Consider the following 25,732-nt stretch of genomic DNA (forward strand, 5'->3'; position numbering starts at 1 on the left):
CTTGATCCATGTCACGGCGTCTGGCGAGCCTGGACGGTTGCATAGTTCAGGCTGGCCAGCGATCCAGTCATCCGCAACGGTCGGTGATGAATCTATGGGCGTGAGTATAGGCAGCGTGGGGCAGAACGTTGGGATCATCCATGGATTGGCTGCGGGTGATCGGGGCTCATCGCGAGCAAGCTCGCACACTGGTTCTGCGGCGCAAGCAAATTCCCTGTGGGAGCGAGCTTGCTCGCGATGACGGCAGTCCAGACACTACAAGTCCCAGATCAGCTGTACTCATCATGCCGCCGCCACCAAGGCCCTTTTTCATTCCTCCCCAACGGCGCCCGATCCAGCCACTGATACATCCCCCACACCCCGTCCAGCCCTCGGGCATAGGTGGAATAGGTGTGATAAATCACACCATCCTCGCGCACAAACGCACTCAACCCCGGCCGGTCCCGCGAATAGGTGGGCGCATCGGTGCCGCAGGTAGCAGCGAACTGCGCGACCAACCATTCCTGGCGTGTGGTCATCGTGTGTGTTCATCATGCTTGCCTCCCATCGGGGTCAGTCATCGTGAGATAGACTAAATTCGAGACTTCGGACGGTGGGAGTGACCAATGTGGCGCAACTCATATGGACTCGCTGATCACCGCAGCAGCGCGAGCGCTGGCGGCGGGTGATCCCCTCGGTGCGCTGAACCGGGTGGCCTTGCGCGACGATGCGGCGGCGCTCGCATTGCGCGGTATCGCGATGGCGCAGCTCGGTGACCTGGTCTTGGCCAGGACGCTGGTGCAGCGGGCGGCGCGGGCCTTCGGGCCGAAGGAAGCCTTGGCGCGGGCGCGGTGTGTGGTCGCCGAGGCCGAGATCGCGCTGGCCTCGCGGGACCTCGGTTGGCCCGTCAAGAAGCTCGACACGGCGCGGGTGACGCTTGAGGCGCACGGCGATGGCGTCAACGCCGCCCATGCGCGCTATCTGGAGATTCGGCGCTTGTTGCTGATCGGGCGCCTCGATGATGCGCAGCAAAAACTCACCGAACTTGACCCCGCGCCACTGCCGCCGGCCTTGCGCGCGGTGCATGAACTGGTCGCCGCCGGGATCGCCATGCGGCGCCTGCAATCGAACACGGCCCGCGCCGCGCTGACCCGCGCCGAAGAGGCCGCCCGCAACGCCGCGATCCCGGCACTGACCGCCGAGGTCGAGCACGCGGCGCTGATCCTCAACACTCCCGTCGCACGGCTGATTACCCAAGGCACAGAACGGCCGTTGTTGCTGGAAGAGGTTGAAGCGTTGCTCGCCTCAACTTCGCTGGTGGTGGACGCTTGCCGCTACAGCGTGCGTGGCGCCGGCATGTCCGTTTCCCTTGCGACGCGCCCGGTGTTGTTCGCCATTGCCCGGGCATTGGCCGAAGCCTGGCCCGCCGACGTGTCGAGAGAAGTTCTGATCGCCCGGGCTTTTCGCCTGAAACTCAGTGACGAGTCCCACCGCGCCCGGTTGCGCGTCGAAGTCGGGCGCCTGCGGGCGGCCCTTGAGCCCCTGGCCAGCGTGACCGCCACCCCGCGCGGTTTTGCGCTGGTGGCGCCTGATGTTGTGTTGCTGGCGCAACCGGTCGAAGAGAAATACGCCGCCGTGTTTGCTTTCCTTGCCGACGGTGAATCGTGGTCGAGCTCCGCCTTGGCGCTGGCCCTCGGCACCAGCCAGCGCACGGTGCAACGGACCCTCGACACGTTGGCGGCGGACGGCAAGGTGCAATCGTTCGGGCACGGGCGGGCGCGGCGCTGGATGACCCCGCCAGTGCCGGGTTTCGCGACGACTTTGTTACTCACGGCGCCGTTGCCCAGTGATTAGGATCACTTCACCAACCCCGTGACGAGGAAGCCAACATGAAACACTCAACCGCTGAAATCCTTCGCGAATATGGACCCTTTGCCGGTGTCGACGCCGTGCATGGCGTGAGCTGGGACGGGCAAAATGTCTGGTTCGCCAGCGGCGAAAAACTCAACGCCCTCGACCCGGCCAGCGGCCAGACCTTGCGCTCGATCGACGTCACCGCCGATGCCGGCACCGCGTTCGATGGCGAGCACCTGTTCCAGATCGCCGCCGACCGCATCCAGAAAATCGACCCCAAGACCGGGCGCGTGCTGCACACCATCCCCGCGCCCGGCAACAGTGACTCGGGCCTGACTTGGGCGGAAGGTACGCTGTGGGTCGGGGAATACCGCGACCGCAAGATCCATCAGATCGACCCCGAGACCGGGAAGATTCTGCGCACCATCGAATCCAACCGTTTTGTCACCGGCGTGACCTGGGTCGAAGGCGCGTTGTGGCATGGCACCTGGGAAGGCGATGAGAGTGAGCTGCGGCGGGTTGATCCGGCGACAGGCGAAGTGCTCGAAAGCGTGAAGATGCCGGCGGGTGTCGGCGTTTCGGGGCTTGAGTCCGATGGTGGCGACCGCTTCTTTTGCGGCGGTGGGGGCAGTGGCAAGGTAAGGGCGGTTCGTCGGCCTAAATGAGCCTGGTTTTTGCGGAGGCAGTGAGGGCCTCATCGCGAGCAAGCTCGCTCCCACAGGTGATCGTGTTGTTCAGACAGACTCGGTCCACTGTGGGAGCGAGCTTGCTCGCGATGAGGCCCGTCAAAACAGCGATAAACTGATTGCCGTATGATTGCCGCTCTCCCAAGCCAGCCAACAGGACCCGCCCATGGCGTTAAGCAAACGCGACCAAACCCACATCGAACGTCGCCTGGTCGCCACCCTGACCGACGCGTGCGAGACGGCCAAAGCAGAAATCGTCGGTTTCAGCTGGCTGACCCATGAGGTCGATTACACCGTGTTCCCTTCAAGTTTGCGGGTGATCTGGGTATTCGATACCGAGGCGCAGAAGGACCAGGCGCTGGCCAGCGGGCAGGGCGAGCGCATGGTCGCGCTGACGGCCACCGCACTCGATGAGGCGCAAGTACTCGTCAGCCCCGTAGCGGCTCATGTGCAGTTCGATTCAGAGGAACAATGCCAGCGCGCCAACGGCGGCAACTGGCAGCAACGCCTGGCGCGGCGCCGTTCATAGCCCGGCGCCGATCAACTTGAGGTACTCGGGGCTTTCAGAAATTGAATTGTGCCCCACCCCCGCAATCACCTTCATCGACGCCACGCCCTGGATAAATTGCCCATAGAGCCGCACCGTACTTGAGCGCGGAATCACTTCGTCATGTTCCGCCGCGATCAACAGGGTCGGCACGCTGATGTGCGCGGCGTATTGGCCGGAATCAAACGTGTCTTTCAACAACCACTTCACCGGAAAAATCGGGTACTGACGGATACCGAGTTCCAGCAGGCTGTTATAGGGCGTGATCAGGACCAGCCGCGCCGCCGGACGTTGGCTGGCCAGGCGAATTGCAACGCCAGTGCCGAGGCTGCGACCAACCACCGCCACCTGCGGGTGTTCGGCGTAGACCCGGTCAAACAGATCCAGGGCATCGCGGGCAATGGCCTCCTCGGAGGGCGACCCGGAACTGCCACCGAAGCCCCGGTAATGCAGCAGGTAGAGCGCCTGATCCGGGAAGGCGGCGGAAAACGAAGGCAGGTTTTGCGAGACGTCCTCGGCATTGCCGCCGAAGTAGATCAACGCCTTGGGGCCATCGTGTGGTCTGACGGATACCTGCAAGTCCGCATCGGCCACCGACAGCTTGAGCAGGGTTTCAGGCGTTCCGATGGCGCTGGGTTGCGGGAAGTAAATGAGGGCGCGCTGAAACACGAACAGCGCCACACACAGCAGCAGGTACAAGGCTGCAATCGTTACGAGGACGTACACCAGGATTCGTGGCATTCGGCTGATTTTTTTGGGTGGCATTGACTGCTCGGGGTTGAAGACGGTTGTCGCTGATCACGGTCAAAGTCTAGCCCTGAAAAGGGATCACCACAGAAATCCCAGTGTGGCTTGCTCACGAAAGCGGAGTGTCTGCCGACATCTTTATTGGATAGGCTGGCCTCTTTGCTAGCGAGCTTCGGAGCGTAGTTGATGAATGATGAGCAGCAAGAACTGATATACGATTATTCGTCGAGGAAGATAACCGAAGAAAAGCTTATTGAATTGCTATTTGCGGGGGAGGGCATTCCGGAAGATTATTTGTTCCACGAACTAGAGTCGACGCTTGCAAACAAAGACGTGGACAGTGTGGAGTGTTTGCTGATTTTTGGTTTTGTATTCGGGATTTCGGATAAATGCTCGGATGCTTTGAGTCGGTTGTTAATTGAAGATTGGCACTTTCGTCACGAAGACATTGCCAGTGCGTTGCAGTCGCTTAAATGGCCTGGCTCTGTTGATTATTTGTTTAAAACGGCACTGACTGATTACCCCTATACAGGTTCTAAATTTGCTTTAGGTGTTAAATGTATACATGCGCTGCGTGAGATAGGTACAGACAGTGCCAGGGAAAAACTGCGGCTGCTGGCGCAGGCGGACAATCCTGTTCTAGCTGAGCGTGCAGGCCGAATACTTGCGTACATGTGAGGGATTTTAGCGGCGCTGAGAGGGATAAAAATGGCCTTTTACATTGAAATGGACAAGGTAATAGAAACTGAGGAATACGTTGAGTATACGTTCGGCCGGAACGTGGAGGTGGGGAGCATTCGGCTGGATAAAATCAGTACGATTATTACGGTGTTGAAAGAGTGTCCTCTGGATAAAAACGGGGCGTGGTCGGAAAGAGCGGCAATGAAGCTGGCGCGTCTTTGGAAAAATGGAAGTTTTCCAGAGAAAACTCAGTGGGCGTCTTGAAAAGGCAGTAAACAAAAGGGCCGATCTGTTCAAGACGTGAGATACCGCTTGAACCAATCCAGCGTCCGACTCCAGGCAAGTTTGGCCGCGGCCTCATCGTAGCGAGGCGTGGAGTCGTTATGAAAACCATGATTCACCCCGGGGTAAATGTAGGCTTCATACGTCTTGCCCGCGGCTTTCAACGCCTGCTCGAAAGCCGGCCAGCCTTCGTTGATGCGGGTATCCAGCTCACCGTAGTGCAGCATCAGTGGCGCCTTGATCCGCGGCACATCTTTGGCCTCGGGTTGACGACCATAAAAAGACACCGCCGCCCCCAGCTCCGGATAGGCCACGGCCGCCGCATTGACGACACCTCCGCCATAACAGAAACCGGTGATGCCGACTTTGCCTGTGCCCGCGGCGTGATTCATCAGCCACTCGATAGCGGCGAAAAAATCATTCATGAGTTTTTCCGGGTCGACGGTCAGTTGCAGCTCCCGACCCTTGTCATCGTTGCCGGGGTAGCCACCGACCGAGGTCAGACCATCCGGGGCGAGGGCGATGAAGCCGGCCTTGGCCACGCGCCGGGCGACGTCCTCGATATACGGGTTGAGCCCACGATTCTCGTGTACGACCACCACCGCCGGCACCTTGCCGGTGGCTTTCGCCGGGCGCACCAGATAACCCCGGACCTGGCCGTGGCCCTTGGGTGACGGGTAGGTGATGTACTCGGCGAGGATGTCCGGGTCGGTGAATTCCACCTGCTCGGCCAGGGCGTAATTGGGGCTCAGGGCGGCAAGCAGGGCGGACGCGGTCAAGCCGCCTAGCGCAAACAACGCCGCGCGGTCGAGAAATTCTCGGCGGTTGATCTGGCCATGCACGTAGTAGTCGTACAGTTCCAGCAATTCGGGGGCGAAGTCCTTGGCGGTCAGGCGATTCATTGGTGTGGTTCCTGTCGATGCTTGCTAGGCATTGGCGACCTTGGCGGTGCGGATAAACAACGCGCGGACCTTGTCCCAGAAATTGCCGCCCAACACGAAAAAGCTGCCGATCAGCATCAGATCCCCCAGTAGTTGCAGTTGCCAAAGATTTGGACGCAACCCGGGCCAGATACTGTCGACGTAAGGTTCCAGAAACGCGCAGATCAGCGGCAAGCAAAACATGACCAGGCCGATGCGATGCCGAATCGGGCCGACTTCAGTGTCTGCGCTGGGCGCCAGCGACGTCACGTAACCAAACACGCTGCGTTTCAATTGCTGGAACCCGGCCTTGCCCATGACGGCAATGACCAGGATCAGCAGGACCTTGTTACTGATAAACAGCACGCCAGTCAGCGCCGCGACCTTGGAGCCCGGCACACCGACAGCCGCCGCAAGCGGCACCATCAGCCACGACCCCAACATCAAACACAAAATGACGATGCCCAGTTTGAAACGCCAGCCGGCGGAGTGAGGTTGGGTGGTCATGAGCGTTGTACCTTTTTGATGGATCGTTGCGGTTTTGAGGGCACGTGAAAAGCGTAGCAGCTGACACGCTGGCGTGAGTAAGCCGATCGCTTGATTACCACCATTCAATTTTCTTTCGGGCGGCTATGCTCCAGTCATCTTCCTTGGCTGGGAAACCATCCATGCCTTCACGTTCCGCCATGCTGATCCGGTCGGGGCCGCTCCTGCTGCTGCTCGGCCTGGGCGGCTGCGCGCGCGTGGGCCCGGACTTCCAGCCGCCCGGAGAGGAATGGGTCAAACACTGGAGCACACCGGCGCTGGAGCAGTCCAGCGAGCGGGGCGCGAGTCCGGATCTGCGTCAGTGGTGGCAAGTGTTCAATGACCCGGTGCTCGACCAACTGATTACCGACGCGGATGCGCACAATTCCAGCCTGAAAATCGCCGGCCTGCGGGTGATGGAAGCCCGGGCGCAACTGGGCATTGCCCAGGCCGGGCGCTACCCGCAATTGCAGCAGGCCAATGTCGATCTGCTCTACGCGGAGCGCCGGCAATACAGCGGCAGCAACCCGAAGAACAGCCGGTTCTGGCAATTCAGTGAAGGCTTCGACGTGGGCTGGGAGCTGGACTTCTGGGGCCGCTTCAGCCGGGCCATCGAGTCCTCCGATGCCAGCTACTTCGCTGCCCAGGCCAATTACGAAGACGTGTTGGTGCTACTGCGCGCCCAGGTGGCCGACACTTACTTTTCGCTGCGCACCACCGAGGCGCGACTGCGCGTCGCCCGGGAAAATACCCGGCAGCAAAAGCGCAGCCTGGAGATCACCCGCAAGCTGTTCGACAGCGGCCAGACCGCCGAACTCGACCTGCAACAGGCCAAGACCCAATACCTCGGCACCCTGGCCAGCATCCCCAGCCTCGAAGACCAACTGCATCGAACCCGCAATGTCCTGTCGGTGCTGACGGGGCAGGCGCCGGGTGAGTTGCCGCAAGTGACGGCCAATGAGGAACTGATCCCGCTGCTCGACCGCGCCGTGCTGCAGGATGTACCGGCCAACCTGTTGCTGCGCCGCCCCGATGTGCGCGCCGCCGAGCTGAACGTCGCCGCGCAATCGGCGCTGATCGGCGTTGCGGTCAGCGATTTCTACCCGTCGCTGACCTTGCTTGGCAGCATCGTCTGGACCGCCAGTTCCGTGGGCGGCACGCCGAACAATCTGGACTTTGTCGGCGGCCCGAGCCTGCGCTGGAACCTGTTCGACCACGGCCAGATCAGCAACAACGTGCGGGTCCAGGATGCGCGCTTGCAGCAGTTGATCGAGTCCTATCGCGACACCGTGCGCCAGGCCGCCCGTGAAGCCGACGATGCCGCCAGTGGCTTGAGTCATTCCCTGGAACGCGAACGCATCCTGCGCCAGGCCGAGGTGGCGGCCAAGCGCTCGCTGGTGCTGGCCCGCGCTCAATACAGCGAAGGCTTTTCCGATTTTCAGCGGGTGCTGGATGCGCAACGGGCGTTGCTCGAACAACAGGACAATTACCTGGTCAGCCGCAGTAATGCCGTGAGCAACCTGATTGCTTTGTACAAGGCCCTGGGCGGTGGCTGGTACGCCGCCCAGCCACTGCTTGACCACGCGACAGCCAAGCAAATGGAAAAGCGCACGGACTGGGGCGACTTGCTCGACGAGCCCGCCGCGACGCAGCCCGTCTTTCCCCTGCCAGACAAGGTGAACCACCATGAGTGAAGCCGCGCCGCCTGCTGTTGAAGCGCCTCCGGCAAAGGCGCCCGCGCCGGCCGCCGATCCGGCAAAGAAAGGCATCAAGTGGGTGTTGCTGTTGATCGTCCTCAGCCTCGCCTGGTACTTGCTGGCCGACCGCTTCACGCCTTACACGCAACAGGCGCGGGTCGGGGCGTTTGTGATTCCGGTGGCATCGGAAGTGGCGGGGCGGGTGATCCGGGTGAATGTGCGCAACAACCAGGACGTCCGCGCCGGGGACATTCTTTTCGAGGTCGACCCGCAGCCGTATCAGATCGCTGTTGACCGCGCCCGCGCCGACCTGGAGTCGACCCGTCGCCAGATCGGCGCCAGCACCGCCGGCATCGCCTCGGCGCAAGCTTCGTTGCGGGCCGCCCAGGCCAACGAACTCCGGGCGCGGCAGGACAGTCAGCGGCTGGAAGGCTTGTACCGCGCCGATAAAGGCACGGTGTCCGTGCGCCTGCTGGAAGTGTCGCGGGCCACTCTCGAGCAGGCCACCAGCCAGGTCGCCGCCGCCGAAGCCGAAGTGCAGCGGGCCAGGGAGCAGGAGGGCGGCAGCGAGGCGGAGAACGCCTTGCTGCGCAGCGCCGCGACGGCGTTGTCGAAAGCCGAACTCGATTTGGCCAACACCCGCATCGGTGCGCGCTCGGCCGGGTTGATCACCGACCTGCGCACCGATGTCGGCCAATTCGCCGCCGCCGGTAGCCCGGTGATGACGCTGATCGCCATCCACGACGTGTGGATCAGTGCCGACATGACCGAGAACAATCTGGGCCTGGTCAAACCCGACACACCGGTGGCCATCGTGCTGGATGCCTTGCCCGGCGAAGTGTTCGGCGGCCGGGTGCGCAGCGTCGGCTACGGCGTCAGTGTCGGCCAGGGGACGACGCCCGGCACCTTGCCGAGCGTGCAGAACAGCCGCGACTGGCTGCGTCCGGCCCAGCGCTTTCCGGTGGTGATCGAGTTCGATGAGGACGCCTTGAACACCCTGCGCGACAGCCGTTCGATCCGCGCGGGCGGGCAGGCCGAAGTCATGGCGTTTCCGGCGCCGGGCAATCCGTTGAACCCGCTCGGCCGGGTGTTTTTGAGTCTGATGAGTTGGCTGTCGTATGCCTACTAAACGCACGGCCCGGGATCAGCGTTCTCTGCGTCTGGCCACGGGCACGGCGCTGTGCCTGGCTGCCAGTTTCGGGTTGGCCTTGCCGATTCCGTTTCTTGCGCCGGTGCTGGCGCTGCTGTTCCTGGCCACGCTCAATCGGCCGCTGCCGCTCAAGGCCGGGGTGGTGCTGGCGTTGGTGGCGATGCTGACCACCGGCGTCGGCCTGTTGTTGTTTCCGCTGCTGCGCTATTACCCGGTCAGTGGTCTGCTGCTGATTGGTGTCGGGCTGTTCCTGGTGTTTCGCTTTGGTTTGCGCGGTGGCAACAACCTGATCGTGACCTTTCTGGTGATCGGCCTGACCATGATTTCGGCGGCCGGCACCGCCAGTTTCGAGCTGGCGCTGCTGGTCATCGGCGCGCTGGTCAAGGGCTTGCTGCTCGCGGTGCTGGTGGTGACCGTGAGTCATGGACTGTTTCCCGATCCGCTCAATGCCCCGCCGTCACCCGCCGCCCCGGCGCTCGCCGCCGAAGACGTCGACCGGGTGGCGTTGCGCGCGACCCTGATCGTGTTGCCGGCGTTTCTGCTGGCGCTGATCGATCCGGCCAGCTATCTGCCGATCATCCTCAAAGCGGTCAGCCTGGGTCAGCAAAGCTCCACCACCACCGCACGCAACGCCGGGCGCGAGTTGCTCGGCTCGACGCTGCTGGGCGGTGTGCTGGCGATCCTGTTCTGGTGCGCCCTGAGCCTGTTCGTGCACCTGTGGATGTTCTTTCTGTGGATGCTGCTGTTCGGCCTGGTGCTGGCGCGCAAACTCTATGCCCTGAGCCCGACCCGGTTCAGCCCGGGATTCTGGCTCAACACGATGATCACGCTGATCATTTTGCTGGGCCAGTCGGTGCAGGACAGCGCCGCTGGCAAGGACGTCTACACCGCATTCGCGGTGCGCATGGGGCTGTTTATCGGGGTGACGTTGTATGCCTGCTGGATGGTCCACCTGCTTGAACCGCGATGCCAGCCTCACATCAGGGTGTGACCTGATAACCCCGACCTTGCAGGCAACCGGTATAAGCCGCTGAACTGTTCGTCGACGTGGTTTGTTGCTGGGCCCGACGTTGCTGGCGCTGCCGTGCACCGCCCACCACCGCCCCAGCCGCAGCAGTTTGCTGGGCGTTGTTTTGGCGGTAGGCCTGCTTGGCGTCATCATCGGCGCGATCATAAAACTCGTCGTGTTGACGCCCGCGCGCCTCTGCGCCAACCGCGCCGGCGGCAGCGCCCACGGCGGCACCGCGTAATCTGCCCCCGGCCGGAGGTGGGGCGGTCGAAGAGGCCTGACTGGCGGCCACGTTCTTGCAATCGCCCATGTCGGCTTGAACTTGTTGCGAACTCTGGCCTTTGAGGGGCACGACCGTTTCGGCCCATCCTTGGGCACACGTCACCGACAACGCAACAAACAGACTGATGGAAGACAACCGTTTCATGATGACCTCCGACTGTGTAAAGGGGACAGATCTATGTAAATCAGTCCGTGCGCGTCTGCCTCAGCTCTTCAATCGTCTCGATCAGCGCGTCATAGGACACCGGTTTGCCCAGATGGCGGTCGAAACCGGAGTTGCGGGATTTCTCGACATCGCTTTCAGCGCCATAACCGGTCAAGGCAATCGCCGGCACCTGCTTGATATGCGGCAGCTCCCGCAAGGCGCGCATCAAATCATGGCCGCTCATGCCCGGCATGCCCACGTCGGAGACTACCAGGTCGTATTGTCCGGTCTGGGCGGCTTCCAGCGCCTGGTGCGGCTCGGCGAAGGCGATGACCTGGGCATCTTCCATTTCCAGCAGCATCTTCATGGTGTCCAGCACTTCGCGCGAGTCATCCACCAGCAACACGGTGAGGCCGGCAAGGCGTCCGGACTGTTCGCCGGTCTGGGTTGATGGCGTTACTTCGTCACGGGGCCGGCTCAAGGGCAGGCGGACGGTAAAGGTGCAGCCCAGGCCCAGGCCGGGAGATTGGACTTCGACACTGCCCCCATGGGCTTCGGTCAATTGCCGCACCAGCGACAGGCCGATTCCCAGCCCATCACGGTGATGGGTCGCGTGCTGGTTGGCCGCCTGACCGAACAGGTCGAACACTTCATTCAGACTTTCGGTGCTCAAGCCCACGCCGCTGTCCTGCACGTCGAGCCGGGCCATGCCGGCTTCGCGCGTGGCGATCAAGCGGACCTGGCCACCCGCAGGGGTGAACTTCAGGGCGTTGTTCACCAGGTTCCAGATGATTTGTTCGACCCGGGTCGGGTCGGCATCAATGGCCAACGCTTCAGGCAGTTGCAGCGTTACGTCAACGCCTGGATGGGCATTGGTCACCACCTGATAGACGTCTTGCAGCATCCGGTTCAAATCCACGACGCTGCGCTTGAGCCGCAGCTTGCCGGTGCGCACCCGGGCGACATCGAGCAAATCATCGATGATCCGTGCCTGGCTACTCACTGCCTCGCAAATGGTGTTGACGGCTTTTTCCGCAGGCGTCGTCCCCTTGATCAGCGGCAGGCGCCGCAGCAGTTCGGCGTTGAGCTGAATCAGATTCAGTGGATGCTTGAGCTCGTGGGACATCACCGCAAAGAACTCATCCTTCAGGTGGCTGCTGCTCTGGGTTTCCGCCAGTTGCTGGTTTTGTTCTTCATGCAGGCGCTTGTGACCTGTCAGGTCCCGGGCAATTTTCACGTAGCCTTGAAGGTTGTCGCCGCGCAGCAGCGTGACTTCGCCGCTGCAGAAAAAGCGGCTGCCGTCCTTGCGCAAGTGCCAGCGTTCGTCTTCGTTGCGGCCGTTGATGCGCACTGTCGATAACTCGCTTTCCGGTACGCCGGCGGCACGGTCCTCTTCGGAGAAAATGAAGTCGTAGTAAGCGCCTTCGGCTTCGGATTTCCTGTAGCCGAAAATCAATTCGGCGCCTTTGTTCCAGGTGGTGATGATGCCCAGTTCATCGAGGGTGATGATCGCGTAGTCGCGGGTACTTTCAGCCACCAGGCGCATGCGTTCTTCACCCAGGCGCAGTTCTTCTTCGGCGGCATGGCGCTTGGTGATGTCGATGAACGTCAGCACGGTGCCGTCGATGTGATCGGCGCTGGAGCGGTAGGGCAGGAGACGGGCGATGTACCAGCGATTGTCGGTGCTGCTGACTTCACGTTCGATCATGTTCAAGGATTCGAACACCAGCGCCGCGTCACCGGCCAGGTCTTCGTAATCCAGGCGATGGGTGATGTCGAGCAACGAGCGCCCGGTGTCCACCGGCAACATGCTGAAGATATCGGTGGCTCGCGGGGTGAACCACTTGATGCGCATGCTGCTGTCGACAAACACCGTGGCAATGTCGGTGGAGGCGATCAGGTTGGTCAGGTAGTCATTGATCTTGTCGGTTTCTTCAACTTTGGTCTTCAGCTCGAAGTTGACCGTCAGCAACTCTTCGTTGATCGACTGCAATTCTTCCTTGCTGGTTTCCAGCTCTTCGGTGGCCGAGCGCAGTTCTTCGTTGATCGCCTGCATTTCTTCGTTGGAGGCCTTGAGCTCTTCGCTGGAGACTTCCGATTGTTCGATGGTGTCCTGCAGCTGCAACTTGGTGCGCTGCAGTTCACGTTCGAGGTTGGACAGCACCTGGTTTTCGGAATGCAGCGCCGTGGAGTTCGAGACTTCGGAAGGGTCGACTTCGACTTCCTCGAACATCAGCAGGACGAACTCGCTGTCCGATTCTTCATCACGGTAGGGGTGGGCCGTCAGGTCGACCCGATAACTGCGTTCCTCGCGTTTGATCGCCACCGTGCGCGACCTCACCATCAGGCTGCCTTGTTGCGCCTGGAACAGCGTCGTACGCACCTCAAGGCGCAATTCCGGAAGAATCAGCGTCAACAAGTTGCGTGACAGCTCACCGCCAACATGCCGCAGGAAACGCCCCGCGCTTTCGCTCATGTGCAGGATGTCGGCATTGGCGTCGACGATCATGCTCGGCGGTGCGGAGTATTCCAGTGCGCGTTGGTGAATATCGGCGAACGACAATTTGCGCGGCTTGCTGCTGGGTGGGGCTTGGCGGGTAATGTCGGTTCGCACATAGCCTCCACGGGGCATGGTCGGAGCGCGTCGGCTACTGCCGGTGCCGGTCTTGGCCCGGAAGATCCGGTTGCGTTTGTCGACCGGGGCAAACAGGTCGTGGCAGGCATCCGCGCTCTCGGAGGTGCCCAGGAACAGGAAACCACCGGGACGCAGGGCAAAGTGGAACATCTGCAGGATCTCGCGTTGGACTTCGCGATCCAGGTAGATCAGCAGGTTGCGACAGACGATCAGGTCCATGTGCGAGAACGGCGGATCCGACAACAGGCTGTGCTTGGCAAACAGGACCTTTTCGCGCAGCTCTTTACGAATCCGGTAGTGCTGGTTTTCTTTGCTGAAATAGTGGCGCAGCCGCGTCGGCGGCACATCGGTGACGATCGCTTGCGGATACAGCCCGCTGCGCCCGATGCTGATCGCACGCTCGTCGATATCGGTGGCGAATAACTGCAACGACGCCTGGCTGGCGTCCAGTTGCATCTGATCATTGACCAGCATCGCCAGGCTGTAGACCTCTTCGCCGGTGGAGCAGCCGGCCGACCAGACACGGATTTCTTCATTTTCCGGGTGAGCAGAGATGGCCGCGCTGACCAGTTGCGGCACCACGTCGCGCTCCAGCGCTTCGAAGGCCTCACGGTCGCGGAAGAAGTTGGTCACGCCGATCAACATGTCAGCCAGCAACGCCTTGGTTTCTTCGGGGCTGGTCAGCAGGTATCGATAGTAGGAGGGGAGGTCGGGTTGCGCCGTCACCTGCATCCGCCGCTCGATGCGGCGCAACACGGTGGCGCGCTTGTAGTGCTTGAAGTCATGACCGGTGCCGGCGCGCAACTGGATCAGCACGTCACGCAGCACTTGTTCGGCAGCCGCCGCGTCGCGCTCGGCGACCGAGGCGATGGATTGCAGGTCCGGGTCGTCGGCCGTGGGCAGGGAAATGGACTTGGCATTGCGCCACAACTCCAACAACTTTTGCGGCATCTCCACGACGGGCAGGACCAGATCGACCATCTGGGTGTCGATGGCGGCTCGGGGCATGCCGTCGAACTCGGCATCTTCCGGCGCCTGGGCCAGGGTCACGCCACCTTGTTCCTTGATGCGGGACAAACCGACCGCACCATCGGAACCGGTGCCGGACAACACCACGCAAAACGCCCGTTCGCGATGCACATCGGCCAGGTCGCGGAAGAACAGATCGATGGCCGAGGTTCGGCCCAGGCGTGGGTCGGACGGACTGACCTCAAGGTAACCGTCATTCATCGTCAGCCGATGGGCGGGAGAAATGACATAGACGTGATTCTTTTCGATGGGCACCGATTCGATGACCTGCAGGACCGGCATCTGGGTCGATTCCTGGATGATCTTGTCGGCAATGCTTTCGTGATCCGGTGACAGGTGAAGAATGATCACGAACGCCATGCCGTTGTCCTGGGGCATGTTCTCGAAAAACAGTTTGATCGCTTGCAGGCCACCGGCGGACGCACCAATGCCGACCACACCAAAATCGAGTTGGTGAAGCGGGTGTTGCTTGGACTGGGCAACATTGGACGATGGGTCGGATGAAGTTGTCATGCCTGTGCCTTGAAAAGGCGACGTCTACGCCGCGACAAAATTATTTGGCTTGCACCTGCCTCGAGCATCATTGGCAGGGCCATTTTATTACTGCTGTCGCAATCACTTACATGCATTCCATCCACGCAAACTTGGCGGCGGAGAAATTTAGCATTCTATTCATGAACGGGTGGACGTTTCTTCGGGGACTGAGTCGAGCAATCGACGCGCTCGGGCGCACTGGCTCAGTCTATTAAGACTAGCCGATTATCAAGGGATAAGCGGCGAGGGGGAAAGGTTCCCGGTCACTTGGTACGAGTGTGCTTGCTCGCCATGCCCGGGGTTGAAAAACCGGGCATGGCTGACCTTGGTGATTCAATGCCCACCCACCACCATATGCGTGAACGGTGCCACATACGCCTGCAACGTCACCAGCCCGCCGACCAGGATCGCCAGCACGATGGAGTGGAAGAACACATAGCGCAGAATCTCCCCTTCATGGCCGTACCAGCGGGTGGCGGTGGAGGCGACCACGATTGATTGGGCATCAACCATCTTGCCCATGACCCCGCCGGAACTGTTGGCGGCAGCCATCAACACCGGGCTGATCCCCAGTTGTTCGGAGGTCACCCGTTGCAAACCGCCGAACAGCACGTTGGAAGCCGTGTCGGAGCCGGTCAGCGCCACGCCGAGCCAGCCGAGCAGGGTGCCGAACATCGGGTAGAAAATCCCCGTGGCGGCGAAGGCCAGTCCCATGGTGGCGTCCAGTCCCGAGTAGCGGGTCAGGTAGCCGAGGGCAAGCATCGCCGCAATGGTGATCAGCGAATAGCGCACCACCCACAGGGTTCGCAGGTACTGCTGCGCCAGTTGCGGGATCGAGTAGCCCATCAGCAACCCGCCGAGGATGGCCGCGAGCAAGATGCCGCTGCCGGTGGCGGTGAACCAGGTGAACTTGTAGATCGCGTCCTCGGTTTTCGGCGTCGGTACGACCGGCGGTACTTTCTCGACTTGCTGGTGCAGGGTGGTGAAGGTCAGGGCCGGCGAGAAAATCGGGTTGGCCTCACGCAACGGTTTGCCCTGAGGGTCGAGGGTGGCGGAATGGGTTTGCGGGTCGATGACGGCGCGGGTATCGAACAGGTTCTTGAAGCCCTGGGTGCCCCAGGCGAACACAAACACTGTGAGGATGATCCACGGCATCCACGCGCGCATGACCGCCGGTTTGGCATCGGCGGAAAACGTCGCACTGGCCTCGGGTTTTTGCTCGTGCTCCGGGTCGATTTTCGAGTTGTCGACACGCCCCGACAGCGCGGCCGAGGTGTGCACATTTGCTGGCTTCCACACCTTGAGGAATCCGGTCAGGCAGGCCATGGAAATCAGTGCGGCGATCACGTCCACCAGCATCGGCCCGTGGTAGTTGGAGACGAGGAACTGCGGCACGGCAAAACTGACCCCGGCCACCAGAATCGCCGGCCAGATTTCCAGCATCTTGCGCCAACCGGCAAAGGCCCAGATCAACCAGAACGGCACCAGCACCGAGAAAAACGGCAACTGCCGACCGACCATCATCGACAACTCCATTTCATCCAGCCCGGTGACCTTGGCCAGGGTGATGATCGGGGTGCCGAGTGCGCCGAACGCCACGGGCGCAGTGTTGGCGATCAACGCCAGGCCCGAGGCGGCCAGCGGCGAGAAACCGAGGCCAATCAGAATCGCCCCGGTCACTGCCACCGGCGTGCCGAACCCGGCCGCGCCTTCGAAGAAAGCACCGAAGCAGAAAGCAATCAGCAGCAGTTGCAGGCGCCGGTCGTCGGTAATCCGCGCCAGGGAATCCTGCAACACCTTGAACGAGCCGTTCTCGGTGGTCAGTCGGTGCAGGAAGATGATGTTGAGCACGATCCAGCCAATCGGCAGCAGCCCGTTGGCCGCGCCAAAAAGCGCCGCGGTACCAGCCATGTTCGCCGGCATGCCGAAGGCGAAGATGGCGATCAACAAGGCTGAGGCCAGGGCCAGCAGCGCTGCCATGTGCGCCTTGATATGAAAGAACGCCAGGGAGGCCAGCATCACCACCACCGGCACTGCTGCCATGATGGTCGATATAACCGGGTTGCCGAACGGGTCGTAGATTTGCTGCCAGACCATGTTCCACCTCAACTTTTATTGTTGGAAGCGCAGGTCCTTTTGCGGGTTAGGTCGTTGCAGTATAGGTGGCATTTGGCCGCTGTCTTGGCGGTCGTTCTCGCTGAGCTAACATGACTCAGGCGTGATTCGTTTACCCACGACAAGAGGAATGCAGTAATGACCGAGCGCCATATGGTCCATACGGAAACCCTGTCGAACGGCTGCAAGATCGAGGTCAAGGCCAAGATATTGAGGGACGGCTCGCTGGAGATGTTTATCGGCGTCTACCAGCCGGACGGCACGGTCGTTGTCGAAGACCATGCGCCGAAGCCGCATCTGCTGGACATGGAAGATGCGTTCGATTGGGGGATTGAGCAGGCGCGGGGAATCGGCAATAGCCAGCGGACGCTGTAATACGCAATCTGTAGCCGCTGGCGAAGCCTGCGTTCGGCTGCGAAGCAGCCGTAAAACTAGAGCACTCGGGTCTTCCTGAAGCACCGCGTCGGCTGATTACCGTCTGCTGCGCAGCCGAACGCAGGCTTCGCCAGCTGCTACAAAGCGCGTGTTTCGCCTCGGGATTGCCAAGGGGGCTGCCCGTCGATGTTCGCAAACACCAGCCTGAACACCGTGACGCTGCCGGGCAGGCTTTGCACTTCGGCGGTGCCCTGATGCAGGCTCATGATCGAGCGCACAATCGCCAGCCCCAGACCGGTCCCGCCTTCTGCGCGGGCGCGACTGGTATCGACTCGATAGAAGCGGTCGAACAGATGCGGCAGGTGTTGCGCTTCGATCCCGGCGCCAGGGTTGCCCACCAATAGCGAGACGTGGGTGGCATGGTTTTCGATGACAAGGGAAATGGCCTGGCCAGCCGGGCAATGGCGTATCGCGTTGGACATCAGGTTGGAAATCGCCCGCTGAATCATCAACCGGTCGCCAAGGGTCGAGCCACTGCCGGTGACGCTCAGGCTGATGCGTTTCTCTTCCGCTGACAGCGAAAACAGGTCGATGACCTTCAACGCTTCATCTTCCAGGGCAATGGTTTCGAACGGCACCAGCGCGGCGGGGTGACTGACCTGCGCCAGGAACAGCATGTCCGAGACAATCCGTGTCACGCGGCCCAACTCTTCGGTGCAGGACTCCAGCACCGTTTTGTATTCCTCGGTCGGCCGCTCCCGGGACAGCGTCACCTGGGCCTTGCCCATCAGGTTGGTGATGGGCGAGCGCAGTTCGTGGGCCAGGTCATCGGAGAACTGCGACAGCTGCTGAACATCGCTGTCGAGGCGATGCAGCATGAAGTTGATGCCGTGGGCCAGTTCGCTGAGCTCCTGGGGCATCTTCACCACCGAGAGCCGGTGGCTGAGGTCCTGGGCCGAGATCATCGCCGCCACCTTGCGAAACTCCCGCAGCGGCGCGAGTCCGCGTTGCACCACCGCCCAGGCACTGATGCCGATCAGGAGCAGCAACAGCGGCAAGGCAATGATCGTCGAGCGCAGGTACGCGCTGAGTAACGCTTCATCGTTGGCGCAATCAATCGACAGCAACACGGCGACGCTCGTACCGTTCTGCAGACGGATGAGCCTGGAAACGGTCAGGAAATGCCGGCCCTGATCATCGGTGCTTTTGGAGTACGACAGTTTGTCGATGGCGGCCCCTGCCGCCTTCAACTCCACCCTTGGGTCTGCGAGCCCCGTACCGAATTTCAGCAGCGGTGAGCGTAGATTCTCCAGGTCATACAGGGTCAGGTTGAGGTTGTCGTGGCCCATCACTTGATCGAGCAACGCGTGCGGTTCGGTGTTGATATCGGCGGGTTTTTCATAGCTCGACAGGCTGTGCTCGACCTGTTGCATTTTCGCGTCAAGGCTGCCTTTTGACAGCGTTTCCAGCTCATGGCTGAGGGCAATAAACGCCAGCACCGCCAGCAACACCACCAGCAACGCCCCCAGAATACTCACGGTCAAACCCAGTCGCATCGACAGGCTCGCCGGCTTCATTCCCGGGCCTCCAGCACATAACCAACGCCGCGCAGGGTATGGATCAACTTGTTATCGAACGGATCGTCGATCTTGGCCCTCAACCGACGAATTGAAACCTCGACCACGTTGGTGTCGCAGTCGAAATTCATGTCCCAGACCAGCGAAATGATCTGCGTGCGTGACAGCACCTCGCCCGACTGACGCATCAGCAGGTGCAGCAGGGCAAACTCCTTGGTCGTCAGGTCGATGCGCTGCTCGCCACGAAACGCCCGATGGCGGCCCTGATCGAGTTCCAGGTCGGCGACTTTCAACACCTGCGGCACCGGAATGTGCTCGCTGCGGCGCATCAGGGTCCGCACCCGGGCCAGCAGTTCCGGAAACTCGAATGGCTTGACCAGATAATCATCGGCGCCCAGGTCCAGGCCGCGGATCTTGTCCGCCAGACGCCCGCGAGCGGTCAGCATCATGACCCGGGTGTTGCTGCTTTGGCGCAGGTGCTCAAGCACACCCCAGCCATCAAGTTGCGGCATATTGACGTCAAGTATCACCAAGTCGTAGACCTGTTGACGCGCCAGATGAAGTCCATCGGCACCATTACCTGCACGGTCAACTACATAGCCACTTTCAGTCAGTCCCTGATGCAAGTATTCGGCAGTTTTAAGCTCGTCCTCGACTACAAGGATTCGCATGGCATGTCACCCTTTTAATGAACAAAAATAATGGAATGATTCAGAAAAGTTAGTCTTTGTTTTAGGGTTTTCTGAGCGAATGAAGAGGGCATTTGAAATACGTTGCTGATCGTCACCGTAAAGCCTGTAGCTGCTTCAGGGTCAAGCGAAAGCCTTGTTCTTGAGGTGTTTGCGACAACATGTCGCATGAGTCTGGGCGGTTTGCAGGGTTGTGAAGTTTCGACAAGTGCTGTTCGGCAGATAAGTGTCTGGCATTTGTTTCTTCATATTGCTTGTGTGGTTATTCGAATTTCTACCCGAGCCATGTTAATGCAAAAAATACAGCTGAAACGCTGGATAACGTATTTGTAATGTTGCAGTCACCTTGTTGATAGCTGCACAACTCTACATTGATGCCATTGAATTATTAGTGCTTTAAAGGAAGTCTGAAAGTGCGTTGGCATCGAACGTTAATAGTTCCCTTGAATATCTCCGCAATCCTCGGTTTAAGTTGCTTGCTCTCATGGACGGGCACCGTTGCCGCGGCTTCGTCCACGCCGGCGCTGACCATGGATCAAGCCCTGCAAACGGCATTTGCCAATAACCCCGATCTGGCGGCGGCGCAGTGGGACATCGGCATCGCCCAGGGCGATCGACAGCAAGCGGGGTTGATCCCCAACCCCGAAGTGTCCTGGGAGGCGGAAGACACCCGGCGCAACTCGCGCACCACCACGGTGATGATCAATCAACCCATCGAGCTGGGCGGTAAACGCGGGGCCAGGATCGACGTTGCCAGTCGCGCCCAGGACGCGGCGGGCATCGAGTTGGAGCGCAAGCGCAACGTGTTGCGGGCCGATGTCATCCAGGCGTTCTACAGTGCCTCGACGGCGCAGCAACGGCTGTCGCTGTCGCGCCAGTCGCTGGAGCTCGCGGAACGCGGCGTACGGGTGGCTCAAGGGCGCATCGACAGTGGCAAGTCATCGCCGGTGGAAGGGACGCGCGCCGAAGTCCAACGCTCGGAAGTGCGCCTGGAATTGCGGCGGGCTGAACGCGACGAGGCCAGTGCCTGGCAGCGACTTGCGCAGGTCATGGGCGCGCCGTTGCCGACCTTTGTCAGCGTCGCCGATACCGGGCGCTCGATGCCCGAAGTGCCGCCAGCTACACGGCTGCTGGCACGCATCGAAGACACCGCCGAACTGCGTCTGGCCAAGCTGCAGATCGATCAGCGCGAAGCGTCCCTGGGTCTGGAGAAGGCGCAGCGGATTCCGGACCTCACGGTAAGCGTGGGCAGCCAATACAGTGAGCTGGAGCGCGAGCGGGTCAACGTCGTCGGGCTGTCGATGCCGATCCCGCTGTTCAACCGCAATCAGGGCAACATTCTCGCCGCCGCGCGCCGCACCGATCAGGCCCGGGACCTGCGCAATGCCAGTGAGCTGCGCTTGCGCACGGAGATCCAGACCACTCTGGATCAATGGCTGACCGCCAACACCGAAATCCAGTCGTTCGACCGCTCCATCCTGCCGGCTGCGCAAAGTGCAGTGGATACCGCGACCCGTGGTTTCGAGATGGGCAAGTTCAACTTCCTCGACGTGCTCGATGCCCAGCGCACCTTGATCAGCGCGCGTTCGCAGTACATCCAGGCCATCGCTGAGGCGACCGATGCCTGGTCGCGTATTGAACGCATTTTCGGCGATGTCGAGGCGCTCACGCGCCCCCGTTGATTTCATCTTTTTTTATCGCTGCCCGGCCAACGGGACGGCGCAGGAGTCTCCATGGAAAAAAAACAGCTGTTTGTCACCGCACTGACCCTCGCGGTGGGCATCGGCCTTGGTTCGTTCTGGCTGGGCAGTGTGTCGTCGTCGACGGCTATTGCTCAGACTCAGGATGAACAGGGCCACGACGATCACGCCGGCGAAGGGCAAGCGAAAGCCTCACACGCTGAAGGCGAAACCGAAGAAGGGCACCTGGCTCTCAACGCCGAGCAGATCGCCTCGGCCGGTATTCAACTGGCCGAAGCCAAGGCCCGGGACATCAGCCTTTCATTGCCATTTCCGGGTGAAATCCGCTTCGACGAAGACCACACCGCGCACGTGGTGCCTCGCGTGCCCGGTGTCGTCGAGTCGGTGCACGTCAACCTTGGGCAATCGGTGAAAAAAGGTCAGCTGCTGGCGGTGATTGCCAGCCAACAAATCTCTGATCAACGCAGTGAGCAGGCCGCCGCCCAGCGTCGTCTGGAATTGGCGCGCACCACCTACCAGCGGGAACGGCAGTTATGGCAGGACAAGATCTCGGCCGAACAGGATTTCCTGCAAGCGCGCCAGGCCCTGCAAGAAGCTGAAATCGCCCTCGGCAACGCCCGACAGAAAATCAGCGTGCTCAGCGGCAGCTCGGTGGCCAGCGGCGGCAATCGCTATGAGCTGCGGGCGCCGTTCGACGGTGTGGTGGTGGAAAAACACTTGGGTCTGGGGGAGGTCGTCAGCGAAACCACCAACGCCTTCACGCTCTCGGATTTGTCGCGGGTGTGGGTGACTTTCGGTGTTTCGCCGAAGGATCTGAACAAGGTGCTGGTGGGCAAATCGGTGACGGTCAGCGCCTCGGAACTGAATGCCGAAGTGACGGGCACCGTGGCCTACGTCGGCAGCTTGCTCGGCGAGCAAACCCGCACCGCCACGGTCCGCGTGACCCTGGCCAACCCGCAAGGCGCCTGGCGCCCGGGCCTGTTCGTGACCGTGCGGGTGGACACCGAAACCCGCCAGACCCAAGTTGCCGTGCCGGAAGCGGCGCTGCAAACGGTCGAGGACAAACCCACGGTATTCGTGCGCACTGCCGACGGCTTTCAGGCGCAGCCGGTGGTGGTCGGCAGCCGTGCCGCCGGCCTGGTCGAGATCACTGAAGGCCTGGCGCCGGGTGTGCAAGTCGCGACGGCCGGCAGCTTCATTCTCAAATCGGAACTGGGTAAAGCCTCGGCCGAGCACGCTCACTAATGACGCCCACCGACCCGCCATTGCCACGAGAAGGTCCTCATGTTTGAACGCCTGATCCAATTCTCCATCGAGCAGCGCATCATCGTGCTGCTCGCGGTGCTGCTCATGGCCGGCCTCGGCATCGCCAGCTATCAGAAGCTGCCGATCGACGCCGTGCCCGACATCACCAACGTGCAAGTGCAAATCAACACCGGAGCGGCGGGTTTTTCACCGCTGGAAACCGAACAGCGCATCACATTCCCCATCGAAACCGCCATGGCCGGTTTGCCGGCACTGGAGCAGACCCGCTCGCTGTCGCGTTCGGGTCTGTCGCAAGTCACGGTGATCTTCAAGGAAGGCACCGACCTGTTCTTCGCCCGGCAATTGGTCAACGAACGGTTACAGGTGGCCAAGGAGCAACTGCCCGAAGGGGTGGAGGCGGTCATGGGGCCGATCTCCACCGGGCTCGGGGAGATTTTCCTCTGGACCGTCGAGGCCGAGGAGGGCGCGCTTAAAGAGGATGGCAGCCCTTACACGCCAACCGATTTGCGGGTGATCCAGGACTGGATCATCAAGCCGCAGTTGCGCAACGTGCCGGGCGTGGCCGAGATCAACACCATCGGCGGTTTCGCCAAGGAATACCAGATTGCGCCCGATCCGAAACGCCTGGCGGCCTATAAGCTGACCTTGACCGACTTGGTAACCGCGCTGGAGCGCAACAACGCCAACGTCGGCGCCGGTTACATCGAACGCAGCGGCGAGCAGTTGCTGATCCGCGCACCGGGCCAGGTCGCGACCACCGACGACATCGCCAATATTGTCATGGCCAACGTCGATGGCACGCCGATCCGCATCAAGAACGTCGCGACCGTAGACATCGGACGCGAATTACGCACCGGCGCCGCCACCGAAAACGGCCGTGAAGTGGTGCTCGGCACGGTGTTCATGTTGATCGGCGAAAACAGCCGCACGGTGTCCCAGGCAGTGGCCGGCAAGCTTGAACAGATCAACCGCTCGCTGCCCAAAGGCGTGGTTGCGGTGACCGTGTACGACCGCACCCACCTGGTGGACAAGGCGATCGCCACGGTGAAGAAAAACCTGGTGGAAGGGGCGATCCTGGTGATCGCGATTCTGTTCCTGTTCCTGGGCAACATTCGCGCCGCGCTAATCACGGCGATGGTGATTCCGCTGGCCATGCTCTTCACCTTCACCGGCATGTTCACCAACAAAGTCAGCGCCAACCTGATGAGTTTGGGCGCGCTGGACTTCGGCATCATCGTCGACGGCGCGGTGGTGATTGTCGAAAACGCCATCCGCCGCCTGGCCCATGCCCAGCAACACCACGGGCGCATCCTCACTCGCTCAGAACGCTTTCACGAAGTGTTCGCGGCAGCCAGGGAAGCACGCCGACCGCTGATTTTCGGCCAGTTGATCATCATGGTCGTCTACCTGCCGATTTTTGCCCTCACCGGCGTCGAAGGGAAAATGTTCCACCCGATGGCGTTTACCGTGGTAATCGCCTTGCTCGGCGCGATGCTGTTGTCGGTGACCTTTGTCCCGGCGGCGATTGCGATGTTTGTGACCGGCAAGGTCAAGGAAGAAGAGAACATCATCATGCGCGGCGCCCGGCGGATCTACGCGCCAGCGCTGGCGTGGGTCATGGGCCATCGCTCGATCGCGTTCGGTCTGGCATTGGCCGTGATTGCGCTGTCGGGCGTGGTCGCCAGCCGCATGGGCAGCGAGTTTGTGCCCAGCCTCAGCGAAGGTGATTTCGCCCTGCAAGCCTTGCGCGTACCGGGCACCAGCCTGACGCAATCGGTGGACATGCAGCAGCGCCTGGAAAAACGCGTGCTGGAAAAAGTCCCTGAAGTGCAGCGCATGTTCGCTCGCACCGGGACTGCGGAAATTGCCTCGGACCCGATGCCGCCAAACATCTCTGACAGCTATGTGATGCTCAAACCCAAGGATCAATGGCCGGACCCGAGCAAGTCCCGGGAGGCGCTGATTGCCGATATCCAGGCTGCCGCGGCGACCATGCCGGGCAGCAACTACGAACTGTCCCAGCCGATTCAGTTGCGTTTCAACGAGCTGATCTCTGGCGTGCGCAGTGACGTCGCGGTCAAGGTCTTTGGCGATGACATGGCGGTGCTCAACAGCACTGCGGCGAGAATTGCCGCGTCGATGCAGCAGGTCAACGGCGCTTCCGAGGTCAAGGTCGAACAGACCACCGGGCTGCCGGTGCTGACCATCAATATCGACCGCGACAAAGCCGCCCGTTACGGCCTGAACGTGGGCGATGTGCAAGACACCATCGCGGTGGCAGTCGGCGGGCGTCAGGCCGGGACGCTGTATGAGGGCGACCGTCGGTTCGACATGGTGGTGCGTTTGTCCGATGCCATGCGCAAGGACGTCGAAGGCTTGTCGACACTGCTGATCCCGGTGCCGGCGCTGCTCAATGGCAGTGCCGATCAGATTGGCTTTATCGCGCTGTCGGAAGTGGCGACGCTTGACCTGGTGCTGGGGCCGAACCAGGTCAGTCGCGAGAACGGCAAGCGGCTGGTGATCGTCAGCTCCAATGTGCGCGGGCGGGATATCGGTTCATTTGTCCAGGAAGCCAGCCAAGCCATTGACCAGCAAGTGCAAATCCCGGCCGGTTACTGGACCAGTTGGGGTGGGCAGTTCGAGCAGCTGCAATCGGCGGCCAAACGCTTGCAAATCGTGGTGCCGGTGGCCTTGCTGCTAGTGTTCGCGTTGTTGTTCATGATGTTTAACAACCTCAAGGACGGCTTGTTGGTGTTCACCGGGATTCCGTTCGCGTTGACCGGCGGGGTCATGGCGTTGTGGTTGCGGGATATTCCGCTGTCGATCTCGGCGGGGGTTGGCTTCATTGCCTTGTCCGGGGTGGCGGTGCTCAACGGTCTGGTGATGATCGCGTTCATCCGCAATCTGCGGGAGGAGGGGCGCTCGCTGAGCAGTGCGATCAATGAAGGGGCACTGACGCGGCTGCGTCCGGTGTTGATGACGGCTCTGGTGGCCTCGCTCGGGTTTATTCCGATGGCATTGGCCACCGGGACCGGAGCGGAGGTGCAGCGGCCACTGGCGACCGTGGTGATCGGCGGGATCCTGTCCTCGACAGCGCTGACGTTGCTGATATTGCCTGCGCTTTATCATTGGGCGCACCGTCGGGAGGAGGATGAAGTTACACCGGTTACTGAATAAATTGATGATTAAAAAGGCCCGCGATTGATAGTCAATGGCGGGCTTTTTTATACCGGCCTACATAACGGATATGTAATGTTGGCGCCACCGTCTCGATAGGTTCGGATTGATACCCTGACTGCGTCATTTAT

Annotated in this window: 20 protein-coding genes and 1 pseudogene; 12 read left to right on the plus strand and 9 right to left on the minus strand. The window is 61.1% G+C overall.

Going from position 1 to position 25,732, the window contains the following annotated elements:
• Positions 1 to 269: 269 nt before the first annotated feature.
• A pseudogene (locus ACA071_RS12785) lies at positions 270 to 494 on the minus strand (DUF899 family protein); the annotation flags it as partial.
• 127 nt (positions 495 to 621) lie between these two features.
• Here ACA071_RS12785 and ACA071_RS12790 point away from each other — a divergent pair.
• From ACA071_RS12790 to ACA071_RS12800, 3 genes are all read left to right on the plus strand, one after another.
• Positions 622 to 1,833 (plus strand): winged helix-turn-helix domain-containing protein, encoded by a 1,212-nt coding sequence (locus tag ACA071_RS12790; protein ID WP_497644678.1) that lies wholly within the window; start codon positions 622 to 624, stop codon positions 1,831 to 1,833.
• Between the two features lie 35 nt (positions 1,834 to 1,868).
• Entirely contained in the window at positions 1,869 to 2,498 is a 630-nt protein-coding gene (locus tag ACA071_RS12795) for a Vgb family protein (protein WP_497644679.1), read from the plus strand.
• Positions 2,499 to 2,685: 187 nt separating this feature from the next.
• Positions 2,686 to 3,048 (plus strand): hypothetical protein, encoded by a 363-nt coding sequence (locus ACA071_RS12800; protein WP_497644680.1) that lies wholly within the window; start codon positions 2,686 to 2,688, stop codon positions 3,046 to 3,048.
• On the opposite strand, the gene ACA071_RS12805 is transcribed toward ACA071_RS12800, so the two are convergent.
• On the minus strand, positions 3,043 to 3,831 hold the full coding sequence (locus tag ACA071_RS12805; RefSeq protein ID WP_497644681.1) for an alpha/beta hydrolase: 789 nt from the start codon (positions 3,829 to 3,831) through the stop codon (positions 3,043 to 3,045). The genes ACA071_RS12800 and ACA071_RS12805 overlap by 6 nt on opposite strands.
• 168 nt (positions 3,832 to 3,999) lie before the next feature.
• Here ACA071_RS12805 and ACA071_RS12810 point away from each other — a divergent pair, with 168 nt between their 5' ends.
• Together ACA071_RS12810 and ACA071_RS12815 are read left to right on the plus strand one after the other, a co-directional pair.
• Positions 4,000 to 4,491, plus strand: coding sequence for a hypothetical protein (locus ACA071_RS12810; protein ID WP_497644682.1), 492 nt, complete (start codon positions 4,000 to 4,002; stop codon positions 4,489 to 4,491).
• A 30-nt stretch (positions 4,492 to 4,521) separates the two neighbouring features.
• Complete coding sequence (locus ACA071_RS12815) at positions 4,522 to 4,758, plus strand: hypothetical protein (RefSeq protein WP_497644683.1); 237 nt, start codon at positions 4,522 to 4,524, stop codon at positions 4,756 to 4,758.
• Positions 4,759 to 4,787: 29 nt separating this feature from the next.
• On the opposite strand, the gene yghX is transcribed toward ACA071_RS12815, so the two are convergent.
• On the minus strand, positions 4,788 to 5,678 hold the full coding sequence (yghX, locus tag ACA071_RS12820; RefSeq protein WP_497644684.1) for a YghX family hydrolase: 891 nt from the start codon (positions 5,676 to 5,678) through the stop codon (positions 4,788 to 4,790).
• Positions 5,679 to 5,702: 24 nt separating this feature from the next.
• Positions 5,703 to 6,203: a transporter suffix domain-containing protein gene (locus ACA071_RS12825; protein WP_497644685.1), complete on the minus strand. Its 501-nt coding sequence runs from the start codon at positions 6,201 to 6,203 to the stop codon at positions 5,703 to 5,705.
• 179 nt (positions 6,204 to 6,382) lie between these two features.
• Here ACA071_RS12825 and ACA071_RS12830 point away from each other — a divergent pair, with 179 nt between their 5' ends.
• From ACA071_RS12830 to ACA071_RS12840, 3 genes are read left to right on the plus strand one after another with little or no spacing between them, the layout of a single operon-like run.
• Positions 6,383 to 7,915, plus strand: coding sequence for an efflux transporter outer membrane subunit (locus ACA071_RS12830; protein ID WP_497645298.1), 1,533 nt, complete (start codon positions 6,383 to 6,385; stop codon positions 7,913 to 7,915).
• The gene (locus tag ACA071_RS12835; protein WP_497644686.1) at positions 7,908 to 9,047 is read left to right on the plus strand and encodes an HlyD family secretion protein; all 1,140 of its coding nucleotides are present in this window, start codon (positions 7,908 to 7,910) and stop codon (positions 9,045 to 9,047) included. The genes ACA071_RS12830 and ACA071_RS12835 overlap by 8 nt, the downstream gene beginning before the upstream one ends.
• A complete protein-coding gene (locus ACA071_RS12840) occupies positions 9,037 to 10,059 on the plus strand; it encodes a DUF2955 domain-containing protein (RefSeq protein WP_497644687.1) in 1,023 nt (340 codons plus the stop codon). The genes ACA071_RS12835 and ACA071_RS12840 overlap by 11 nt, the downstream gene beginning before the upstream one ends.
• Here the strand turns inward: ACA071_RS12840 and ACA071_RS12845 are convergent.
• The 3 genes from ACA071_RS12845 to ACA071_RS12855 form a co-directional block, all read right to left on the minus strand.
• Entirely contained in the window at positions 10,049 to 10,504 is a 456-nt protein-coding gene (locus ACA071_RS12845) for a hypothetical protein (RefSeq protein ID WP_497644688.1), read from the minus strand. The two genes, ACA071_RS12840 and ACA071_RS12845, sit on opposite strands and share 11 nt — an antisense overlap.
• Positions 10,505 to 10,544: 40 nt before the next feature.
• Positions 10,545 to 14,681, minus strand: coding sequence for a CheR family methyltransferase (locus tag ACA071_RS12850; RefSeq protein ID WP_497644689.1), 4,137 nt, complete (start codon positions 14,679 to 14,681; stop codon positions 10,545 to 10,547).
• Positions 14,682 to 15,035: 354 nt separating this feature from the next.
• Positions 15,036 to 16,799 (minus strand): L-lactate permease, encoded by a 1,764-nt coding sequence (locus tag ACA071_RS12855; RefSeq protein ID WP_497644690.1) that lies wholly within the window; start codon positions 16,797 to 16,799, stop codon positions 15,036 to 15,038.
• Between the two features lie 156 nt (positions 16,800 to 16,955).
• Here ACA071_RS12855 and ACA071_RS12860 point away from each other — a divergent pair, with 156 nt between their 5' ends.
• Positions 16,956 to 17,192 carry a hypothetical protein gene (locus tag ACA071_RS12860; protein WP_497644691.1) on the plus strand — a complete coding sequence of 79 codons (237 nt, stop codon included), beginning with the start codon at positions 16,956 to 16,958 and terminating at the stop codon, positions 17,190 to 17,192.
• 137 nt (positions 17,193 to 17,329) lie between these two features.
• Here ACA071_RS12860 and ACA071_RS12865 read toward each other — a convergent pair whose 3' ends face one another.
• Both ACA071_RS12865 and ACA071_RS12870 read right to left on the minus strand, forming a co-directional pair.
• Positions 17,330 to 18,769 (minus strand): heavy metal sensor histidine kinase, encoded by a 1,440-nt coding sequence (locus ACA071_RS12865; RefSeq protein ID WP_497644692.1) that lies wholly within the window; start codon positions 18,767 to 18,769, stop codon positions 17,330 to 17,332.
• The gene (locus tag ACA071_RS12870) at positions 18,766 to 19,440 is read right to left on the minus strand and encodes a heavy metal response regulator transcription factor (protein WP_497644693.1); all 675 of its coding nucleotides are present in this window, start codon (positions 19,438 to 19,440) and stop codon (positions 18,766 to 18,768) included. Before ACA071_RS12870 ends, ACA071_RS12865 begins: the two co-directional genes overlap by 4 nt.
• 548 nt (positions 19,441 to 19,988) lie before the next feature.
• On the opposite strand from ACA071_RS12870, the gene ACA071_RS12875 reads away from it, so the two are divergent.
• From ACA071_RS12875 to ACA071_RS12885, 3 genes are read left to right on the plus strand one after another with little or no spacing between them, the layout of a single operon-like run.
• A complete protein-coding gene (locus tag ACA071_RS12875) occupies positions 19,989 to 21,140 on the plus strand; it encodes a TolC family protein (protein ID WP_497645299.1) in 1,152 nt (383 codons plus the stop codon).
• A gap of 51 nt (positions 21,141 to 21,191) precedes the next feature.
• Positions 21,192 to 22,403: an efflux RND transporter periplasmic adaptor subunit gene (locus ACA071_RS12880; protein WP_497644694.1), complete on the plus strand. Its 1,212-nt coding sequence runs from the start codon at positions 21,192 to 21,194 to the stop codon at positions 22,401 to 22,403.
• A 39-nt stretch (positions 22,404 to 22,442) separates the two neighbouring features.
• Positions 22,443 to 25,601 carry a CusA/CzcA family heavy metal efflux RND transporter gene (locus ACA071_RS12885; RefSeq protein WP_497644695.1) on the plus strand — a complete coding sequence of 1,053 codons (3,159 nt, stop codon included), beginning with the start codon at positions 22,443 to 22,445 and terminating at the stop codon, positions 25,599 to 25,601.
• Positions 25,602 to 25,732: the final 131 nt, after the last annotated feature.

This window comes from Pseudomonas sp. LBUM1646, from assembly GCF_059716165.1.

Excerpts from the sequence above, each read along its gene's own strand:
- ACA071_RS12840 (WP_497644687.1), top strand. The coding sequence starts at position 9,037 with ATGCCTACTAAACGCACGGCCCGGGATCAGCGTTCTCTGCGTCTGGCC.
- ACA071_RS12860 (WP_497644691.1), top strand. The coding sequence starts at position 16,956 with ATGACCGAGCGCCATATGGTCCATACGGAAACCCTGTCGAACGGCTGC.
- ACA071_RS12830 (WP_497645298.1), top strand. The coding sequence starts at position 6,383 with ATGCTGATCCGGTCGGGGCCGCTCCTGCTGCTGCTCGGCCTGGGCGGC.
- ACA071_RS12815 (WP_497644683.1), top strand. The coding sequence starts at position 4,522 with ATGGCCTTTTACATTGAAATGGACAAGGTAATAGAAACTGAGGAATAC.
- ACA071_RS12795 (WP_497644679.1), top strand. The coding sequence starts at position 1,869 with ATGAAACACTCAACCGCTGAAATCCTTCGCGAATATGGACCCTTTGCC.
- ACA071_RS12800 (WP_497644680.1), top strand. The coding sequence starts at position 2,686 with ATGGCGTTAAGCAAACGCGACCAAACCCACATCGAACGTCGCCTGGTC.
- ACA071_RS12885 (WP_497644695.1), top strand. The coding sequence starts at position 22,443 with ATGTTTGAACGCCTGATCCAATTCTCCATCGAGCAGCGCATCATCGTG.
- ACA071_RS12865 (WP_497644692.1), bottom strand. The coding sequence starts at position 18,769 with ATGAAGCCGGCGAGCCTGTCGATGCGACTGGGTTTGACCGTGAGTATT.
- ACA071_RS12805 (WP_497644681.1), bottom strand. The coding sequence starts at position 3,831 with ATGCCACCCAAAAAAATCAGCCGAATGCCACGAATCCTGGTGTACGTC.
- yghX (WP_497644684.1), bottom strand. The coding sequence starts at position 5,678 with ATGAATCGCCTGACCGCCAAGGACTTCGCCCCCGAATTGCTGGAACTG.
- ACA071_RS12870 (WP_497644693.1), bottom strand. The coding sequence starts at position 19,440 with ATGCGAATCCTTGTAGTCGAGGACGAGCTTAAAACTGCCGAATACTTG.
- ACA071_RS12845 (WP_497644688.1), bottom strand. The coding sequence starts at position 10,504 with ATGAAACGGTTGTCTTCCATCAGTCTGTTTGTTGCGTTGTCGGTGACG.
- ACA071_RS12850 (WP_497644689.1), bottom strand. The coding sequence starts at position 14,681 with ATGACAACTTCATCCGACCCATCGTCCAATGTTGCCCAGTCCAAGCAA.
- ACA071_RS12875 (WP_497645299.1), top strand. The coding sequence starts at position 19,989 with ATGGATCAAGCCCTGCAAACGGCATTTGCCAATAACCCCGATCTGGCG.
- ACA071_RS12880 (WP_497644694.1), top strand. The coding sequence starts at position 21,192 with ATGGAAAAAAAACAGCTGTTTGTCACCGCACTGACCCTCGCGGTGGGC.
- ACA071_RS12825 (WP_497644685.1), bottom strand. The coding sequence starts at position 6,203 with ATGACCACCCAACCTCACTCCGCCGGCTGGCGTTTCAAACTGGGCATC.
- ACA071_RS12810 (WP_497644682.1), top strand. The coding sequence starts at position 4,000 with ATGAATGATGAGCAGCAAGAACTGATATACGATTATTCGTCGAGGAAG.
- ACA071_RS12835 (WP_497644686.1), top strand. The coding sequence starts at position 7,908 with ATGAGTGAAGCCGCGCCGCCTGCTGTTGAAGCGCCTCCGGCAAAGGCG.
- ACA071_RS12790 (WP_497644678.1), top strand. The coding sequence starts at position 622 with ATGGACTCGCTGATCACCGCAGCAGCGCGAGCGCTGGCGGCGGGTGAT.
- ACA071_RS12855 (WP_497644690.1), bottom strand. The coding sequence starts at position 16,799 with ATGGTCTGGCAGCAAATCTACGACCCGTTCGGCAACCCGGTTATATCG.